The organism is Mycolicibacter sinensis (assembly GCF_001667375.1).
GTDB lineage: Bacteria > Actinomycetota > Actinomycetes > Mycobacteriales > Mycobacteriaceae > Mycobacterium > Mycobacterium sinense_A.
On sequence record NZ_LZIN01000005.1, the window covers coordinates 83545 to 102528 of the forward strand.

An 18984-nucleotide genomic window follows, 5' to 3' on the forward strand; every position below is an offset into this window, starting at 1 on the left:
TTCAGCTCACAAGCTGCCGCAACGCCGGTAGCAGCAGCGCCAAAGCACGGCCGCGGTGCGACGCGGCGTCTTTCTCCGCCGGACTCAGTTGCGCCGCGGTGCGAACGCCACCGGCGGGCACGAACACCGGGTCGTAGCCGAATCCCCCGTCGCCGCGGGGCTCTCCGGCGATGCTGCCGGGCCACTCGCCGCGCACCACCACCTCGTGGTCCGGGCCGCTACCCCAAACCAGCGCACAGGCCGATACGAACGCCGCACCGCGCCGCTCGCCGGGAACGTCCCGCAATTGGGCCAGCAGCAAGGCGGTGTTGGCGCCGTCGTCGCCATGCCGGCCAGACCAGCGTGCCGACAGCACCCCCGGCATGCCGTTGAGCGCATCGACCGTCAAGCCGGAATCGTCTGCGATACAAGGCAATCCGGTCGCCTTATAGCCGTCGCGCGCCTTGGCCAGGGCGTTGTCCTCAAAGGTTGCCGCGGTTTCGGGCGCTTCGGGGTAGGGTGCCACGTCGTCCAGCGAGACCGGGTGCAGGCCCGAGATACCGGCGTGCTCGAGCACCCGGCTCAGTTCAGCCAGCTTCTTGCGGTTGCGGCTGGCGACCAAAATGTCAGTCAGCGCCGAAAGCCTTCTTCTTCGCCGGGCCCTCCGGCAGCACCCCCGGGTACGGCAGCGCCAACGCTTCGCGCTGCACCACGAACAGCTTCTCGCAGGCGGCCAGTGCCGCATCCAGCATCTTGTCCAAGGTCGAACGCGGGAACGTCGCTCCCTCGCCGGTGCCCTGGATCTCCACCAGAGTTCCGGTGTCGGTGGCGACGACGTTCATGTCGACCTCGGCGCGGGCGTCCTCTTCATACGGGAGATCGACGCGGACCCGGCCATCGACGACCCCGACGCTGACCGCCGAGATGGCGCACGAGAGCGGGCGCGGATCCGACAGCTTGCCGGCGGCCGACAGGTAGGTGACCGCGTCAGCGAGCGCCACATAGGCCCCGGTGATCGCGGCGGTGCGGGTGCCGCCGTCGGCCTGCAGCACATCGCAGTCGATCGCGATGGTGTTCTCCCCCAGCGCCGCCAGGTCGATACAGGCGCGCAGCGAGCGGCCGACCAGCCGGCTGATCTCCTGGGTGCGCCCACCAACGCGGCCCTTGACCGATTCGCGGTCGGAGCGGGTATGCGTGGCGGCGGGCAGCATGGCGTATTCGGCGGTGAGCCAACCCCGCCCGGAGCCTTTCCGCCAGCGCGGCACGCCTTCGGTCGCACTGGCCGTGCACATGACCCGGGTATTGCCGAATTCGACCAGCACCGACCCGGCCGGGTTCGAGGTGAACCCGCGGGTGATGACGACCGGGCGCAGCTCGTCGTCGAGGCGACCGTCTTCTCGTTTGGACACGCGATAACCCTAGTGGTGATCGCGCGGGTCAACCCCGCTGGATGTCGAAACTCTCGTCGCACACCACCGCGTGCACCGGCCCGTCGAACTCGGCTTTGGCCTCGCCGATCACGTCCTCGCGGGAGGTCCAGGGCGGGATATGGGTGAGCAGCAGCTGGCCGACGCCGGCGGAGGCGGCAATGCGTCCGGCATCGGTGCCGGACAGATGCAGGTTCGGCGGGCGGTTGGCCTCATGGGTCCAGGACGCCTCACACAAGAACACATCGGCTCCACGGGCCAGCTCGATCACCGCGTCGCAGTAGCCGGTGTCGCCGCTGTAGACGAGGGTCGCGCCAGAAGCGTCGCTGATCCGCATGCCGAACGACTCGGTCGGGTGATACAACAGCTTCGGCTTCACCGTGACCGTTCCCAACTCGACCGGCTCGTCGTCGGCCCAGGTGTGGACATCGAAGATGTCGGTGATGTCGTCGATCTCGCCGCCGTACGGCGAGGACGCCGCCCCCAGCCGCGACCAGGTGTCGCTGGGGCCGTAGATGAAGCCCTTGGCGAACGGTTGGGTCGCCACCGCCGGGTGGTAGCGGCGCCAGACGAACAGTCCCGGCAGGTCCAGGCAGTGATCGGCGTGCAGATGCGACAACAGCACGGACACCGCACCGGGATCGACATGCCGCTGCAGCGCGCCGAGCACCCCGCCACCGAAGTCGATGACCAGCGGCGGCGTGTCCGGTGCCTGCAACAGATAACCCGATGCCGGCGAGTCCGGACCCACCACGCTGCCGGAGCAGCCGAGCACGGTGAGTCGCACGTTCCCTACTGTGCCATGTTCGCCGCGACGATGGCCAAGACACGAGCGCTTTGCCCGCTATTCGTCATCGAAATCACGGTCTGGCTAACTCAGCGGAGCGTGACGGCGGACGGCGCCGACGCCGGTGATCGCCGGGCCCAGAAATCGGGTGGCCAGTGCGGCGAACGCCTCCGGGTCACCGGTCGCCTCGAACACCCTGGTGGCCGGGGCCTCCCCGTGCGGGCGCAGCAGATCGAGTTCGGTGAGTACCCGCAGCAGTTCCTTGGCGGTCTCCTCGGCGCTGGACACCAACGTCACCTGGTCACCCATCGCCAGCTGGATCAGCCCCGACAGCAGCGGGTAGTGGGTGCAGCCCAGCACCAGGGTGTCGACCCCGGCGCGCTGCAGCGGCTCCAGGTATCCCTCGGCCAGCCCCAGCACCTGCCGGCCGCTGGTGATGCCGCGCTCGACGAAGTCGACGAAGCGCGGGCAGGCCACCGCGGTGATCTCGGTGTCGCGCGCGGCGGCGAATGCGTCCTGGTAGGCGTGGCTGGCGATGGTCGCGCTGGTACCGATCACGCCGATCCGGCCGTTGCGGGTGGTGGCCACCGCCCGGCGCACCGCCGGCAGGATCACCTCCACGACCGGCACGTCGTATCGTTCCCGGGCATCGCGCAGGCACGCCGCCGAGGCGGTGTTGCAGGCGATCACCAATGCCTTCACCCCGCGCTCTACCAGATCGTCGCCGATGGCCAGGGCGTGCGCGCGCACTTCAGGGATGGTCAACGGGCCGTAGGGTCCGTTGCCGGTGTCGCCGACGTAGACGATGTCCTCGTCGGGCAGTTGGTCGATGATCGAGCGGGCGACGGTCAGGCCGCCGACCCCGGAGTCGAAGACCCCGATCACGCTGAAACCGCCCGCCGGCGTTCACGGGCTTTGCGCTCGGGGCCCGAGAGCAGATATGCCGCCACCACCCCGGCGATCGCCCCGCACAGGTGCCCCTGCCAGGACACGCCGCCGCAGACATTCAGCACCGGCACCGCCCCCCACAGAATCCCGCCGTAGAGCACCAGCACCACCAGCCCGACCAGAATCTGCCAGATTCTGCGGGTGAACAGCCCGAACACCACCAAAAAGGCCAACCAGCCGAAGATCAGGCCGGAGGCGCCGATGTGGTCGGTGGGCCCGCACGACGACCCGACGTTGCCGATCAGCCAGGTGCCCAGCCCGCCGAACACCCACACGATGGCGGTGGCGAGCAGGAACCGGGATTGCCCGGCCAACGTCACCAGGAAGCCCAGTACCAACGCCGGACCGGTGTTGGCCAGCAGATGGCCCCAGTTGGCGTGCAGCAACGGCGCGAACAGCACCCCCCACAGGCCGTCGGTCTCCAGGGGCCGGATGCCGTTGCGGTCCAGCCGGTGGCCGCCGAACTGATCAACGGCCTCGATGAGGTAGAGCAGCGCGACGAATCCCACGACGGTGGCCCCGCCGGTGCGCCAAGCGGACTTCTTGTCGGGCCGCGGCGCAGGCGACGCGCCGCCTCGCGAGGTCACCACGTCACAACCTTCCGGTGGGCTTGTCGGCGAATGCCCCCGGCAACGTGCCCCGGTACGTCGGTATTCCGGCCACCGGATCGGCGGCCAGCAACCCGACCAGCACCGCCCGAGCCAGGCAGTCGGCGGCGGCGGCGCCGACCGCCGTGACCAGCCCGGTCTCCGGCGACATCGCGGCCGGCGTTCCCGGCAACGGCGGAACCTCGACGGCCCCGGTCGCCAACGCGAACACGGTGTCGCCGTCCACCGGAGTGTGGGAGGGCCGGATGGTGCGAGCCAGCCCGTCCTGGGCGGCGATCGCCACCCGCCGGCAGCCGGCCGGGCTGAGCGCGGCGTCGGTGGCCACCACCGCGATAGTGGTGTTGAGCGCGAGGGATTTGGGCTCCAGCCCGGCGAGCACCGCCAGCTGTTCGGACGGCGGGGCGGTCAGACCGAATTCCTCGACGAGGGGCGCCGACCAGGGCAACCCGGTGGTGGCGTCGATGAGCTCGCCGGTGGGGTTCGCCACGACCAGCGCGCCGACCGTGACGGTGTGGTCCTCGAGTTCCAGCGTCGCCGAGGCGGTGCCCACCCCGCCTTTGAACACCCCGGCCCGTGCCCCGACTCCCGCGCCCACACTGCCGACGGCTGGGTTGTCGCCGTCGGGACCGGCTGCTGCCGCCGCGGCGGCATAGCCGAACTCCGCGGTGGGCCGCCGGTCCCAGCCGCCGACCGGCAGGTCGAAGATGACGGCGGCCGGCACGATCGGCACCACGCCTCCCTCCAGCGCCACCCCGCGGCCCTGCTCCTCCAGCCAAGTCATCACGCCGTCCGCGGTCGCCAGCCCGTAGGCACTCCCCCCGGCGAGCACGACCGCGTCCACCCAGCGCACGCTGTTCGCCGGGTCCAGCAGATCGGTCTCCCGGCTTCCCGGCGCCCCACCGCGGCAGTCGACGGCACCGACCGTCCCGGGCGGCGCCAGCACGACGGTGACCCCAGTGGCCCAGCCGGACCCGAGCGTCGCGTCCGGGTCGAGGCGCTGGTGGTGGCCCACCCGGATGCCCGGAACATCGGTGAGCGAACCCAAGACCGTCATCGCCCGGACCGTCCCATCAATGCGACCACCAGGTATTCCTGCAGCACCGTGAGCCATTGATAGACGCTGAGCTGACCCGCCATCGGATCACCCGGTGACAGCCGCTCCGGGGGGCCGTCGGGGCCGATCTGCAGCATGGTGCCCAGCGCCAGCCGGACGTCGTTGACCGCCGCGATCCAGGCGTTCGCCTGCTCCTCGGTCAGCTCGAATCGCCCGGACTTCTCCGGGAGAGAGTCCAGGAGCTGTTGTGCGGCATCACGTTTCGCGTCGATGATCTCCGGTTCGTGCAGGCTGCGCAACGCCGCGTTCAGGCCGTCGGCATCCAGCGTCGAGTCGTGCGCTAGGGCGTCGTCACCGTCGCGGCGGTAGAAGTCCGGCAGCAGCCGTCGGGTGGTGGCATCCGCGGGCGGCTTGGCGTTGCCCGTTCTCATCCCGGTGATCTGTTCGAGTTCGTCGGGCGGAGAGCCGGATTCACGCTCCTCGAGCATGCTGACGATCGAACCGACCAGGTTCCGCAGCAGCGCAGCCTCATGCAACGCCAGCGCGGACCGGAAGCGGGGGCCGTCGTCGGTGTCAACCCGCTTCCACTTCTGCACGGTGCGGCCCGTTTCCCTTCGGTTGACGTCTCAGCGGTCCTGCTGCATGGTCGCCCATAATCCGGCGGCATGCAGTTTAGACACGTCGATCTCCATCGACTCGCGGCTTCCCGCCGACACCACGGCCTTGCCCTCGTGGTGCACCTGCAGCATCAGCTTGGTCGCGTGCGGCTCGCTGTAACCGAACAGCTTCTGAAAAATGTAGGTCACATAGGTCATCAGGTTGACCGGGTCGTCCCAGACGATGGTCACCCAGGGCGAGGCGGTCTCCTCCACCGGGTCAGCGTGTCGCTGGCCGGTGCCCTGCGGTTTCACCGGGGTGGACGTCGCTGCTGACGTGACCATAGCGCTCAGGATACCGAGCCGAGGGGCGATCGAGTACAGCCGATACGGTTGGCGGGTGGACTCCTCGGCCCGACGCGGCGGGCTGCTCACCGACAAGTACGAGCTGACCATGCTGGCGGCGGCACTGCGCGACGGCACGGCCGGGCGGCGGACCAGCTTCGAGTTGTTCGCCCGCCGGCTCCCCGAGGGCCGCCGCTACGGGGTGGTAGCCGGCACCGACCGGTTCCTGGAGGCGCTGACCGCATTCGGCTTCGACGACGCCGCGCTGCACCTGCTCTCGGCGTTCCTGGACCCGGAGACCCTGAGCTACTTGGCCGATTTCCGCTTCCGCGGCGACGTCGACGGCTACCCCGAAGGCGAGTTGTACTTCGCCGGGTCGCCGGTGCTCAGCGTGCACGGCAGCTTCGCCGAGTGCATCGTGCTGGAGACGCTGCTGCTGTCGATTTTCAACCATGACACCGCGATCGCCTCGGCGGCCGCCCGAATGGTCAGCGCGGCCGATGACCGGCCGCTGATCGAGATGGGCTCACGGCGCACGCACGAGCACGCCGCCGTCGCCGCGGCGCGGGCCGCCTACCTGGCGGGGTTCGCCGGCACGTCGAATCTGGAGGCGCACCGCCGCTTCGGTGTGCCGGTGCTGGGCACCAGCGCGCACGCGTTCACCCTGCTGCACTCCGGTGCTGAGGGCGAGTTGGCGGCGTTCCGCTCCCAGGTCGCCGCCCAGGGGGTCGACACCACGCTGTTGGTGGACACCTACGACGTCAGCACCGGGGTGACCAATGCCGTGCAGGCGGCCGGCCCGCGGCTCGGTGCGGTCCGGATCGACTCCGGTGAGCTGGCGGTGCTGGCTCATCAGGTCCGCGACCAGCTGGACCGGTTGGGCGCCACCGCCACCAAGATCGTGGTCTCCGGTGATCTCGACGAGTACGCCATCGCGGCGTTGCGGGCCGCTCCGGTGGACAGTTACGGCGTCGGCACCGCGCTGGTGACCGGATCGGGGGCGCCGGCGGCGGGATTCGTCTACAAGCTGGTCGAGGTGGAGGGCCGCCCGGTGCAGAAGCGCAGCGCCGACAAGACCTCGGCGGGTGGGCGCAAGCAGGCCCTGCGGGTGTCCCGCCCCAGCGGCACCCTGGTCGAGGAGGTGGTGCACCCGGCCGGCCGCCCCCCGCAAGATTCTGGCCGGGTGCTGACCGTCCCGCTGGTCCGCGGCGGCGACGTGGTGGCCGATACCGGAGCGACGGCCCTGGCCGCGGCGCGCGACCGGGTGGCTTCGGGGTTGCGCAGCCTCCCGTGGGAGGGACTGAAGCTCGCGCACGGCGAGCCGGCGATCCCGACCCGGCTGATTCTCCGGTGAGTTTTCGGCTACTTGCCGTTGCGTTCGCGGTGCTTGCACCCGGGCCAGCAACAGGGACGCCGCATGCCCTCCTCCAGCTCCTCGCGGGTCCGGCGGATCCGGCGCTCGCGGGTTTTGGCCTGCTTGGCGTCCTCGACCCAGCAGATGAACTCGTTGCGCGCCAAGGGCGTGATGTCCTGCCAGGCCGCCAGCGCGGTCGGACTGACGAGCAGCCCCTCGCGCAGGTCTGCCGGCAATTCATGGACCGCTCCGCCTGGCAACCGCTGGCTGGTCATCGCCTCAGGGTAGTGCGAACCGGACGGAAAATGGGTGGGGCTGCACGTGGTCGTGTCGCTAGCCACGACGCGTATTTCGTCACCGCGCCGGGCGAGGTGGCCTGACGGGCTACCGTGTGCACACCATGGCTGACCGCTCCGTACCCGAGCTGCTCACCGCCGCGGTAGCCGCGCTGGGCGGCAGCGAACGCGACGGCCAGGTACGCATGGCCGAGGCGGTCGCCCGGGCCTTCGACAGCGGCGAACACCTGGCGGTGCAGGCCGGCACCGGCACCGGCAAGTCGCTAGCCTATCTGGTTCCGGCGATCGCCCGGGCCGTGACCGACGACCACCCGGTGGTGGTGTCGACCGCGACGATCGCGTTGCAGCGCCAGCTCGTCGACCGCGACCTGCCCCGCCTGGCCGACGCCCTGGAACCCGTGCTCCCCCGCCGACCGACCTTCGCTCTGCTGAAGGGACGACGGAATTACCTGTGCCTGAACAAGATCCACAGCGGGTCGGCCGATGATTCCGACGAGGCGCCGCAGGAGGAACTGTTCGAACCGTTCGCGGCCGGCGCGTTGGGCCGCGACGTACAGCGCCTCACCGCCTGGGCGCAGACCACCGACTCCGGCGACCGCGACGACCTCAAACCCGGTGTGCCCGAGCGGTCCTGGTCTCAGGTCAGCGTGTCGGCGCGGGAGTGCGTCGGCGCTGCTCGCTGCCAGTTCGGCGTCGACTGCTTCGCCGAGCGGGCCCGCGCCGTCGCCGCCGAGGCCGACGTCGTCGTCACCAATCACGCCCTGCTGGCGATCGACGCGATCTCGGAGACCAACGTGCTGCCCGAGCACGACCTGCTGGTGGTCGACGAAGCACACGAACTGGTGGACCGGGTGACATCGGTCGCCACCGGTGAGCTGACCGCGGCCACGCTCAGTGTCGCGGTGCGCCGAATCACCCGGCTGGTCTCCCCGGAACTGGTGCAGCGCCTTGATGCCGCAGCCCTGACGTTCGGCTCGGCGATTCACGACGGCACGCCGGGGCGGATGGATCACCTTGACGACGAGCTCGCGACCTATCTGGCCGCGCTGCGCGATGCCGCCGGCGCGGTACGCTCGGCGATCGATACCGCCCCGTCGGATCCCAAAGCGGCGTCTGCTCGCAAGGAGGCGGTCGCCGCGCTGTCTGAGATCGCCGACACCGCGGCACGGATTCTGATTTCCTTCGAACCGGCCATCGCCGAGCGCACCGACGTGGTGTGGCTCAGCCACGAAGACAACCGGGGATCGGTGCGTCCGGTGCTGCGCGTGGCGCCGCTGTCGGTGGCCGGGCTGTTGCGCGATCGGCTGTTCGCCCGGGCGACGACGGTACTGACCTCGGCGACGTTGACCGTCGGCGGCACCTTTGATGCGATGGCCGGCGCCTGGGGTCTGACCCTCGGCTCAGGGCCCGAGATCCGCTGGCGGGGGCTGGATGTCGGCTCGCCGTTTGCGCACGCCAAGGCCGGCATCCTCTACGTGGCCGCGCACCTGCCGCCGCCAGGGCGCGACGGCACCGGCACCGAGGCGCAGCTCGACGAGGTCGCCGAGCTGATCGCCGCGGCCGGTGGGCGCACCCTGGGGCTGTTCTCCTCGATGCGGGCGGCGCGCGCCGCCGCTGAGGCGATGCGCGGGCGGCTGGACACCCCGGTGCTGTGCCAGGGCGACGACACCACCGGCGCGCTGGTCGAGCAGTTCGCCGCCGACGCCGAGACGTCGCTGTTCGGCACGTTGTCGCTATGGCAAGGCGTCGACGTACCCGGACCGTCACTGTCTCTGGTGCTCATCGACCGCATCCCGTTCCCGCGGCCCGATGACCCGCTGCTGACCGCCCGGCAGCGGGCGATCAGTGCCCGCGGCGGCAACGGTTTCATGGCAGTCGCCGCCAACCACGCCGCGCTGTTGCTGGCCCAGGGTGCCGGCCGGTTGCTGCGCAGCGTCGATGACCGGGGCGTGGTGGCGGTGCTGGACTCGCGGATGGCGACGGCGCGCTACGCCGGTTACCTGCGGGCCTCGCTGCCCCCGTTCTGGACGACGACCGACACCGGCAAGGTCCGGCTGGCGCTGCAGCGCCTTCGCGACGGTTGAGCGCACTATCGTGTTAGCGCATGCGACCCGCCCGCCAATGGCACCGTGCTCTCGCCACCGCCTGCACGCTGATGCTGCTGGTGAGCGGCTGCGCCCATCTGGTGGACGGCAAGCCGGTGTCGATCTTCGCCGACCCGTTCCGGGTGGGCGGCCTGCAGGCGGTCGACGGGCCCACCGGGCTGCGGCCCGATGCCCCGCCACCGAGCCGCGAGGTCGCGGGCACCGACGGCGGCCGCATCGACCAGCTCGCCACCCAGTCGGTCAGCGATCTCGAGGCGTTCTGGGCGATCAGCTATCCCAACACTTTCGACGGCGACTTCGAACCGGTGAAGTCCCTGCTCTCCTGGGATCCCGGGCGGCTCCGCGGAACATTTTGCAAGAGTAGGACTTTCCTGCTGGTCAATGCCGCCTACTGCTATCTGGACGACACCATCGGGTGGGACCGCCGGCTGCTGTTGCCCGCGCTGCGCAGCGCCTACGGCGACAGGCGATCACCATGGTGCTGGCCCACGAGTATGGTCACGCGATCGCCCGGGCGGCCGGAATCACCAAGCGGCGCCAGACCCCGACGCTGGTGGCAGAGCAGCAGGCCGACTGTCTGGCGGGGGTCTACCTGCGCTGGGTGGCCCAAGGCGACTCGCCCCGCTTCACGCTCAGCACCGGGGACGGGCTGAACGGTGTGCTGGCCGCGATGCTGGCGCTGCGTGACCCGCTGCTGAACCCCGGCGAGACCGTCGGCAGCAACGAGCACGGCTCGGCTTTCGAACGGATCTCGGCGTTCCAGTTCGGGTTCACCGATGGCGCCGGGTCGTGCAAGGCCATCGACGAAAAGGAGATCGAGCAACGCCGCGGCGACCTGCCCATCCAGCTGCAGCAGAACGAGACCGGTGAAGTGCCGGTCAGCGAAAATTCGGTGCGGCTCATCGTCGATGCGATGAACATCGCGTTTACCCCGGCCAAGCCGCCGCAACTCACGTTCGGGGCCGCCACCGCGTCGTCGTGCGCCGACGCCCGCCCCAGTCGGCCAGCGTCGTACTGCCCGGCGACCAACACCATCGCCGTGGACTTGCCGGCCCTGCAGGCCATGGGCACCCCCAACAAAGACCAGAAATTGGCGACGCTGTCCGGCGACAACACCGCCTATTCGGTGCTGATGTCGCGGTATCTGCAGGCGGTTCAGGTCGAGCACGGCGGCCTGGTACTCGACAACGCCGCCGCCGCGCTTCGCACCGCATGCCTGACCGGGGTGGCCACCACCAGGCTTTCGCAGGGGATCACCACCTCCAACGGCGCCATCATCGCACTGACCGCGGGCGATCTCGACGAAGCCGTCGCGGGCCTGCTCACCAACGGTCTGGCCGCGGGCGACGTCAACGGTGAATCGGTGCCCGCCGGATTCTCTCGGATCGACGCCTACCGCACCGGGGTGCTCGGCGACTTCGACCGCTGCCTGCAGCGCTTCCCGTAAACCCGTTTTCCTCGCGCGAGCGTGCATGTACCCGGGCCGACACGCCGGGCAAAATCCCGGGATTAGGCACCCTCGTCGAGGAGCCACGGTACTAGCCGGCCAGCGTGACCAGGCCGAGCTCGGCGTCGCCGGACAGCAACGGATGGCTCGGCAGCACCCGCACGGTGTAGCCCACCGCGCCGGCAACTGGTAGCGGCGTGGTCGTCGAAAAAACTTCGGTGCCATCGCCGCCGCTGCGCTCGTGCGCCATGACCACGGTGGCCGGTTCGAGCAGGCTGTCACCGGAATCCAACCGGCCCAGCACCGCCTGCACCGTCACCTCGTCGGGTGCCAGCCCGGCCAACCGAACCGTGGCGGTCAGCGTCAGCTCCGAACCCAACAGCGGGGTGTCGGGCAGCCCGGTGCTGTCGACGTCGGTGATCGCGATCCGCGGCCAGGCGCGCTCCACGCGTCTGCGATAGTCGGCCAGCCGTCGAGCCGCGCCGTAGGGCACGCCGTCGATCGGTTCGCAGGTACGCCGCATCGACCTGGCCGCCGGGGCGTAGCACTGCTCGACGTAATCGCGCACCATCCGCGAGGCCAGTACCTTCGGCCCGAGTGTCTGCAGCGTGTGGTGCACCATCTCGATCCAGCGCGGCGGAACGCCACGTTCGTCGCGGTCGTAGAACCTCGGCACCACCGACTGCGCCAGCAGGTCATAGAGCGCCGCGGCCTCCAAATCGTCGCGGCGGTTCTCATCGGCCACCCCGTCGGCGGTCGGTATCGCCCAGCCGTTCTCCCCGTCGAACCACTCGTCCCACCAGCCGTCACGAATGGACAGGTTCAGCCCGCCATTGAGCGCACTCTTCATCCCCGATGTGCCGCAGGCCTCCAGCGGCCGCAGCGGATTGTTCAGCCACACATCGCATCCGGCGTAGAGCCGTCGCGCCATCGACATGTCGTAGTCGGGCAGGAATGCGACGCGATGGCGTACTTCGTGGCGGTCGGCGAAGCGCACCACCTGCTGAATCAGCGCCTTGCCCTCATCGTCGGCCGGATGGGACTTGCCGGCGACGATCAGCTGGACCGGCCGCTGCTCGTCGAGCAGTAGCCGCTCCAATCGGTCGGGGTCGCGCAGCATCAACGTCAACCGCTTGTAGGTCGGCACCCGGCGGGCGAATCCGATGGTCAATACCGCCGGGTCGAACGCCGTTGCAATCCAGCCTAATTCGGCCTCCGAGGCGCCACGTTCCAGGCCGGACCGCAGCAACCGCAACCTGACCTCGTCGACGAGCAACGACCGCAGCTGGGAGCGAATCGACCACAGCTCAACCGGATCGACTTCTTGAAGACGCTGCCAGGCCGCCGGCTCGCTGAACGAATCCGCCGCGGCCAGGCCGCGGCTGAGCTGCAACCACGGCGGAGCCGCCCAACTGGGCGCGTGCACGCCGTTGGTGATCGAGCCGATCGGCACCTCGCCGGCGTCGAAACCGGGCCACAGCCCATTGAACATCGCCCGGCTGACCCGGCCGTGCAGACGCGAGACACCGTTGGCCCGCTGGGCCAGCCGCAGACCCATGTGGGCCATGTTGAACGTGCCGGAATCGTCTTCAGCGCCCAGTTCGATGATCCGCTCGACCGGCACCCCGGCCGCCAGCGCGTCGCCGTCGAAGTAGCGCCGGACCATGTCGACTGGAAACCGGTCGATCCCGGCCGGCACCGGGGTGTGGGTGGTGAACACCGTCGACGAACGCACCACTGCCAGCGCGGTGTCGAAATCGAGGCGTTGTCCGGCGATCAGCTCACGGATGCGTTCGATCCCGAGGAATCCGGCGTGGCCCTCGTTCATGTGGAACACCTCGGGTTCGGGCATGCCGTTGAGGGCGGTGAACGCCCGGATCGCCCGCATCCCGCCGATACCGGCCAGGATCTCCTGATGGATTCGATGCTCCTGGTCGCCGCCGTACAACCGGTCGGTGACCCCGCGCAGCTGATGCTCGTTTTCGCCGATGTCGGAGTCCAGCAGCAACAGCGGTACCCGGCCGACCTGTGCGACCCAGATACGCGCACGCAACCGGCCCACCCCGGGCAGCGCGACCTCGATCAGCGCCGCGTTGCCCGCTGCATCTGCCAGCAGCCGCAACGGCAGCCCCTGCGGGTCCAGCGACGGATAGGTCTCGCGTTGCCAGCCGTCGGCGGTCAGTGATTGGCGGAAATATCCCGAGCGGTAGTAGAGCCCGACCGCAATCAACGGCACGCCCAGATCAGACGCCGATTTCAGGTGGTCGCCAGCCAGGATCCCCAGGCCTCCGGAGTAGTTGGGCAGAGCTTCGGCGACGCCGAACTCCATCGAGAAGTACGCGATGGCGACAGGTAACGCCATGCCGCTGTCCTGCTGGTGCTGATACCACCGGGGCTGCGTCAGGTACTCGACGAGGTCGGCCGACAGGGCGTCGAGCCGGCCGGTGAACGCCTCGTCGGCGGCCAGTTCGTCAAGCCGATTGGGACTCACCGCGCCCAGCAGCGCCACTGGATCCCTGCCGCATCCGGCCCACAGTTCCGGGTCGATGGCGGCGAACAACTCCTGCGTCGACTGATCCCACGACCAGCGCAGGTTCATCGACAGTTTTCCGAGTGCTCGCAGTCGGTCGGGAAGATGCGCACGAACGGTGAACCGGCGGAGTGCTTTCACACGTCACCACCTTACGGCGGTTCAGCGAGGCTCGCCGGAGTTGGCCCGAAGGGTCGGCGGAGGCGAGGCGAAGCTGGGACCGCCGCAGAGGACCTGACGATCCGGTTGCGAACCGGCCGCTTCGTGCCGGTCGGCGAAGGCAGCCCACTACCGTGGGCACAGACAAGCCCCCACGACGGACGGAGTGTGAGTGCCTGGTCGTGTCGTGGTCGACGACGTCGAACCGGTCGTCTCGTGCGGCCGCTACCCGGCCAAGGCCGTGGTCGGCGAGACAGTGCCGGTGAAGGCCACCGTGTGGCGGGAAGGTCACGATGCGGTCGCCGCGACCTTGGTGGTGCGCCACCTCGGACAGCGCTACCCGCAGCCCGGGGAACCGCCGGTGAGTTCGCCCGTGTGCGGCGCCGCGCCGCTGCACCTCCCGATGGCGACCGGGTTGGACGCCTACGTGTTCCACGGCAGTTTCGCCCCCGACGCCGTCGGGTTGTGGACCTTCCGCGTCGAGGGCTGGGGCGACCCGGTGCAGAGCTGGCGAAGCGCTGTGACTGCCAAGCTCGACGCCGGCCAGAACGAAGCGGAGCTCTCCAACGACCTGCTGGTCGGCGCCGAGTTGTTCGAGCGCGCCGCGACCGGCATACCGCCCGACCAGCGCCGGCCGGTGCAAGCGGCCGCCGCCGCACTGCGCACCCCCGGTGATCCGATGCACCGGGCGGCCCCCGCTCTTTCGACCGAGGTCGAGGATTTGCTGGCCCGCCACCCCTTGCGGGAGCTGGTGACCCGCGGCAGGGACCACCAGATGTGGGTGGATCGTCCGCTGGCCCGCCGCGGCGCCTGGTACGAGATGTTTCCGCGCTCGACCGGCGGATGGGATCCCGACGGCCGCCCGGTGCACGGAACACTCGCCACCGCGGCGGCGGCGCTGCCGCGGATCGCCGAGATGGGCTTCGACGTGGTGTATTTGCCGCCGATCCATCCGATCGGCCAGGTGCACCGTAAGGGCCGCAACAACTCCGCCACCGCAGAGCCCGGCGATGTCGGTTCGCCGTGGGCCATCGGCAGCGCCGAGGGCGGCCATGACGCGGTGCACCCCGATCTGGGCACCATCGACGACTTCGATGCTTTCGTCGCCGCCGCCCGCCAACTGGACCTCGAAGTCGCTCTGGACCTGGCGCTGCAGTGCGCGCCGGATCACCCGTGGGCCAGCCGGCACCGGGAATGGTTCACCGAGTTGCCCGACGGGAGCATCGCCTATGCCGAAAACCCGCCGAAGAAGTATCAGGACATCTACCCGCTGAACTTCGACAACGATCCGGCCGGGTTGTACGCCGAAGTACTGCGGGTGGTGCGGTTCTGGATGGACCACGGCGTCAAGGTCTTTCGGGTCGACAATCCGCACACCAAGCCGCCGGACTTCTGGGTCTGGCTGATCGGCGCCGTCAAAAACATCGACCCGGATGTGCTGTTCCTGTCCGAAGCATTCACCCCGCCGGCGCGTCAGTACGGACTGGCCAAACTGGGTTTCACCCAGTCCTACACGTACTTCACCTGGCGGACAACGAAACACGATCTGACCGAGTTCGGACAGCAGATCGCCGAACTCGCCGACTACCGTCGGCCGAATCTGTTCGTCAACACCCCCGACATCTTGCACGCCAGCCTGCAGACGGGCGGCCCCGGAATGTTCGCCATCCGTGCGGCGCTGGCGGCCACCCTGAGCCCAACGTGGGGGGTCTACTCCGGCTTCGAATTGTTCGAAGACCGCGCGCTGCACGACGGCAGCGAAGAGTACCTGGACTCGGAGAAGTACGAACTGCGCCCTCGCGACTTCGCCGTCGCGCTCGCCCAGGGCAGGTCACTGGAACCGTTCATCGCTCGGCTCAATGAGATCCGCCGGCTCCATCCGGCGTTGAGTCAACTGCGCACCATGCACTTTCACCACGTCGGCAACGACGCCCTGCTGGCCTACAGCAAGTTCGATCCGGCCAGCGGTGACACCGTGCTGGTGGTGGTCACCCTCAACCCGTTCGCCCCCGAGCACGCGACGCTACGCCTGGACATGTGGGCGCTGGGAATGGAGGACTACCAACGCTTCTGGGTCCGCGACCAGATCACCGGTGAGGACTACCACTGGGGACAGCAGAACTGGGTGCGCCTCGACCCAGCGCGGGCGGTCGCCCACATCGTCACGATGCCGCCGATCAACGCGCCGGCCCGCACCGAACTGTTGCGTCGCCGGTGAGCACGATGACCCGACACCTGGCGCCCGACCGCGCCGACCTGGCCCGGCTGCTGGCCGGCGAGCACCACGACCCGCACGCGATACTGGGCGCCCACGAGTACGGCGATGTCACCGTCATTCGGGCGCTGCGGCCGCGCGCACACCGCATCGCGGTGCTCGCCGGTGCCGACCGGTTCCCGATGCGCCACCTCGCCTCCGGCCTGTTCGCCGCAGCCGTGCCGCGGACCGGCCTGGCCGACTACCGCCTCGAGGTGCACTACCCCGACACCGCGCAATTCGCCGAGCCCACCGGAATCCACACGGTCGCCGACGGTTACCGCTTCGCGCCGACGCTGGGCGAGATCGACCTGCACCTGTTCGCCGAGGGCCGCCACGAACGACTCTGGGAGGTGATGGGCGCCCACCAGCGCAGTTTGGCCACGCCCGATGGTGAGGTGTCCGGCGTGTCGTTCGCGGTATGGGCGCCCAACGCCACCGCCGTCGGCCTGATCGGTGACTTCAACGGCTGGGACGGCAACGACGCCCCGCTGCGGGCGCTGGGTTCCTCCGGGGTCTGGGAACTGTTCTGGCCGGACTTCCCCGCCGGCGGGCTGTACAAGTTCCGCATCCACGGCGCCGATGGCACCGTCAGCGACCGGGCTGATCCGTTCGCCTTCGCCACCGAGGTACCGCCGAGAACCGCGTCGCGGGTGACGACGAGCGCCTACCGCTGGGATGACGCCGAGTGGATGGCGCAGCGCGCCCGGCGCAACCCGGTCGCGGAGCCGATGAGCACCTACGAGGTGCACCTGGGGTCGTGGCGGCCCGGCCTCGACTATCGTCAGCTGGCGTCGGAACTTACGGAATACGTTGTGCAACATGGCTTCACCCATGTCGAGCTACTACCGGTCGCCGAGCACCCGTTCGGCGGTTCGTGGGGCTACCAGGTGACGTCGTACTACGCTCCGACGGCACGCTTCGGCACGCCCGACGATTTCCGGGCGTTGGTCGATGCGCTGCACCGGGCCGGTGTCGGCGTGATCGTGGACTGGGTTCCGGCACATTTCCCCAAGGATGAGTGGGCACTCGGCCGCTTTGACGGCACCCCGCTCTACGAGCATGCTGATCCGCGACGTGGTGAGCAACTCGACTGGGGCACCTACGTCTTCGACTTCGGCCGCCCGGAGGTGCGCAACTTCCTGGTGGCCAATGCGCTGTATTGGCTGACGGAGTTCCACATCGACGGGCTGCGGGTCGACGCGGTGGCCTCGATGCTCTACCTGGATTATTCGCGGCCGGAGGGTGGCTGGACCCCCAACATCCACGGCGGCCGGGAGAACCTCGAGGCGGTCCAGTTCCTGCAGGAACTGAACGCGACCACGCACCGGGTCGCGCCGGGCATCGTGACCATCGCCGAGGAGTCCACCTCCTGGCCGGGCGTCACCCGCGACACCAGCCTTGGCGGCCTTGGCTTTTCGATGAAGTGGAACATGGGTTGGATGCACGACACGCTGGGCTATCTCGGTCATGATCCGGTGCACCGCAGCTATCACCACCACAACATGACGTTCTCCATGCTGTACGCCTACAGCGAGAATTACGTGCTGCCGATCAGCCACGACGAAGTGGTGCACGGCAAGGGCACGTTGTGGTCGCGGATGCCCGGTGACGACCACCGCAAGGCGGCGGGTCTGCGCACCCTGCTGGCCTACCAGTGGGCGCATCCCGGTAAGCCGCTGCTGTTCATGGGGCAGGAATTCGGCCAACGCAGCGAGTGGTGCAACGAGCGCGGTGTCGACTGGTTCCAGCTCGACCCGCAACTCGAGGCCGAGGGCTACTCCCCCGGGATCTTGCGCCTGGTCGGCGACATCAACGCCCACTACCGTGCGCTGCCGGCCTTGTGGAGCCAGGACACCGACCCGCGCGGCTATTCCTGGATCGACGCCAACGACTCGGCCAACAACGTGCTGAGCTTTCTGCGTTACGGCGCCGACGGTTCCGTGCTGGCCTGCGTGTTCAACTTCGCCGGCGTCGAACACGCCGACTACCACCTGGGCCTGCCGTCTGCCGGCCGCTGGTGCGAGGTGCTGAATACCGATGCGGTCGCCTACCGCGGTTCGGGGGCAGGCAACTTCGGCGGGGTCGAAGCCACCGACGATCCGTGGCACGGCCGGCCCGCCTCGGCAGTCCTGGTGTTGCCGGCCCTGTCCGCGGTGTGGCTGGCGCCGGCCTAATACAGCGCGTTGGCCAGGTTGCGCCGGCCGGCGACCACTTCCGGGTCCGCCGGGTCGAACAGCTCGAACAGCTCGACCAGCCGGGTCCGCACCGAGCTGCGCTCGTCGCCGGAGGTCCGTCGCACCAACCCGATCAGCCGATCGAAGGCCGCGGTGACGTCCTGGTTGAGGATCTGCACATCGGCCGCGGCGAACGCGGCCTCGATGTCATCCGGGGTGGCGTCGGCCTGCGCCGGAGCATCGGGAGCGCGACCCGTCGCCCGCTCCAGGAAGGTGAGCTGGCGTAATGCCGCCTTGGCTTCGACATGGTTGGGGTCGGCGTCCAACATGGCCTGGTAGGCGTCGCGGGCCGCACCGAAGTCACCGGCGTCGAGCAGGTCACGGGCGTGTGCCAGCGCCGGGTCGACCTGGGCCGGCTGCTCGGATTCACCGCCTCCGGAGAGCTTGCCCGCGGTGGCCGACACCAGTGAATCCACCCAGCGGCGCAGCTGCTCGGGCGGCTGCGCGCCCTGAAAGCTGGTGATCGGTTGGCCGGCGGCCAAGGCCACCACGGTCGGCACCGCGTCCACGCCGAACACTTGGGCCACCCGGGGGGCGACATCGACGTTGACGGTGGCCAGCGACCAGGTACCGCCGTCAGTGGTGGCCAACGCGGCCAGGGTGTCGGCCAGCTGGATGCACGCTTCGCTGCGTGGCGACCACAGCAGCACCACCACCGGCACCTGATTGGACCGGACCAGCACCTCGTCTTCGAAATTGGCCTCGGTGATCTCGGTGGCGCCCGGCGGAGCCGAACTTTCACCGCCGGCGCCGCTGGGCGGCGCCGATTGCTTGAGACCGGACAAATCCACTGCTCCGGCCAACGCCGGGCCGATCGGGGGTCGAGGACGAGTCACGCCGTCAAGTCTGTCACGCCCG

At 69.4% G+C, this 18984-nt stretch carries 15 protein-coding genes and 1 pseudogene; 5 read left to right on the top strand and 11 right to left on the bottom strand.

Going from position 1 to position 18984, the window contains the following annotated elements; translation table 11 throughout:
- Position 1: 1 nt before the first annotated feature.
- The 8 genes from A5771_RS01425 to clpS all read right to left on the bottom strand — a co-directional run bounded on the left by A5771_RS01425 (position 2) and on the right by clpS (position 5744).
- Positions 2-613 carry a non-canonical purine NTP pyrophosphatase gene (locus A5771_RS01425; RefSeq protein ID WP_064853441.1) on the bottom strand — a complete coding sequence of 204 codons (612 nt, stop codon included), beginning with the start codon at positions 611-613 and terminating at the stop codon, positions 2-4.
- Positions 606-1388, bottom strand: coding sequence for a ribonuclease PH (gene rph, locus A5771_RS01430; RefSeq protein WP_064853408.1), 783 nt, complete (start codon positions 1386-1388; stop codon positions 606-608). Before rph ends, A5771_RS01425 begins: the two co-directional genes overlap by 8 nt.
- A 28-nt stretch (positions 1389-1416) precedes the next feature.
- Complete coding sequence (locus A5771_RS01435; RefSeq protein ID WP_064853409.1) at positions 1417-2193, bottom strand: cyclic nucleotide-degrading phosphodiesterase; 777 nt, start codon at positions 2191-2193, stop codon at positions 1417-1419.
- An 84-nt stretch (positions 2194-2277) separates the two neighbouring features.
- The gene (gene murI / locus A5771_RS01440) at positions 2278-3078 is read right to left on the bottom strand and encodes a glutamate racemase (RefSeq protein WP_064853410.1); all 801 of its coding nucleotides are present in this window, start codon (positions 3076-3078) and stop codon (positions 2278-2280) included.
- Positions 3075-3731: a rhomboid family intramembrane serine protease gene (locus A5771_RS01445; RefSeq protein WP_428844373.1), complete on the bottom strand. Its 657-nt coding sequence runs from the start codon at positions 3729-3731 to the stop codon at positions 3075-3077. The genes murI and A5771_RS01445 overlap by 4 nt, the downstream gene beginning before the upstream one ends.
- A gap of 1 nt (position 3732) precedes the next feature.
- A complete protein-coding gene (locus tag A5771_RS01450) occupies positions 3733-4794 on the bottom strand; it encodes a P1 family peptidase (RefSeq protein WP_064853443.1) in 1062 nt (353 codons plus the stop codon).
- A gap of 5 nt (positions 4795-4799) precedes the next feature.
- Positions 4800-5399, bottom strand: a complete 600-nt coding sequence (locus tag A5771_RS01455; RefSeq protein WP_064853411.1) for a DUF2017 domain-containing protein — start codon at positions 5397-5399, stop codon at positions 4800-4802.
- A 30-nt stretch (positions 5400-5429) separates the two neighbouring features.
- A complete protein-coding gene (gene clpS, locus A5771_RS01460) occupies positions 5430-5744 on the bottom strand; it encodes an ATP-dependent Clp protease adapter ClpS (RefSeq protein WP_064853412.1) in 315 nt (104 codons plus the stop codon).
- Between the two features lie 55 nt (positions 5745-5799).
- Between clpS and A5771_RS01465 the strand changes: the two genes are divergently transcribed.
- Positions 5800-7098 carry a nicotinate phosphoribosyltransferase gene (locus tag A5771_RS01465; protein WP_082946990.1) on the top strand — a complete coding sequence of 433 codons (1299 nt, stop codon included), beginning with the start codon at positions 5800-5802 and terminating at the stop codon, positions 7096-7098.
- An 8-nt stretch (positions 7099-7106) separates the two neighbouring features.
- Here A5771_RS01465 and A5771_RS01470 read toward each other — a convergent pair whose 3' ends face one another.
- A complete protein-coding gene (locus tag A5771_RS01470) occupies positions 7107-7373 on the bottom strand; it encodes a YdeI/OmpD-associated family protein (protein WP_064853413.1) in 267 nt (88 codons plus the stop codon).
- 125 nt (positions 7374-7498) lie between these two features.
- Between A5771_RS01470 and A5771_RS01475 the strand changes: the two genes are divergently transcribed.
- Together A5771_RS01475 and A5771_RS01480 are read left to right on the top strand one after the other, a co-directional pair.
- Complete coding sequence (locus A5771_RS01475; protein ID WP_064853445.1) at positions 7499-9478, top strand: ATP-dependent DNA helicase; 1980 nt, start codon at positions 7499-7501, stop codon at positions 9476-9478.
- Between the two features lie 20 nt (positions 9479-9498).
- Positions 9499-10946 (top strand): annotated as a pseudogene (locus tag A5771_RS01480) (neutral zinc metallopeptidase).
- 91 nt (positions 10947-11037) lie between these two features.
- Here the strand turns inward: A5771_RS01480 and glgP are convergent.
- On the bottom strand, positions 11038-13617 hold the full coding sequence (glgP, locus tag A5771_RS01485) for an alpha-glucan family phosphorylase (RefSeq protein WP_064853414.1): 2580 nt from the start codon (positions 13615-13617) through the stop codon (positions 11038-11040).
- A 190-nt stretch (positions 13618-13807) separates the two neighbouring features.
- Here glgP and A5771_RS01490 point away from each other — a divergent pair, with 190 nt between their 5' ends.
- Positions 13808-15853, top strand: coding sequence for an alpha-1,4-glucan--maltose-1-phosphate maltosyltransferase (locus A5771_RS01490; protein WP_064853415.1), 2046 nt, complete (start codon positions 13808-13810; stop codon positions 15851-15853).
- A 5-nt stretch (positions 15854-15858) separates the two neighbouring features.
- The gene (glgB, locus tag A5771_RS01495; protein WP_064853446.1) at positions 15859-18066 is read left to right on the top strand and encodes a 1,4-alpha-glucan branching protein GlgB; all 2208 of its coding nucleotides are present in this window, start codon (positions 15859-15861) and stop codon (positions 18064-18066) included.
- Here the strand turns inward: glgB and A5771_RS01500 are convergent.
- Positions 18063-18962 (bottom strand): thioredoxin family protein, encoded by a 900-nt coding sequence (locus tag A5771_RS01500; protein WP_064853416.1) that lies wholly within the window; start codon positions 18960-18962, stop codon positions 18063-18065. The genes glgB and A5771_RS01500 overlap by 4 nt on opposite strands.
- Positions 18963-18984: the final 22 nt, after the last annotated feature.

What these genes read in the sequence shown, in the direction of transcription:
- clpS (WP_064853412.1), bottom strand. Translation starts at nt 5,744, where the DNA reads ATGGTCACGTCAGCAGCGACGTCCACCCCGGTGAAACCGCAGGGCACC.
- A5771_RS01470 (WP_064853413.1), bottom strand. Translation starts at nt 7,373, where the DNA reads ATGACCAGCCAGCGGTTGCCAGGCGGAGCGGTCCATGAATTGCCGGCA.
- A5771_RS01475 (WP_064853445.1), top strand. Translation starts at nt 7,499, where the DNA reads ATGGCTGACCGCTCCGTACCCGAGCTGCTCACCGCCGCGGTAGCCGCG.
- glgB (WP_064853446.1), top strand. Translation starts at nt 15,859, where the DNA reads ATGACCCGACACCTGGCGCCCGACCGCGCCGACCTGGCCCGGCTGCTG.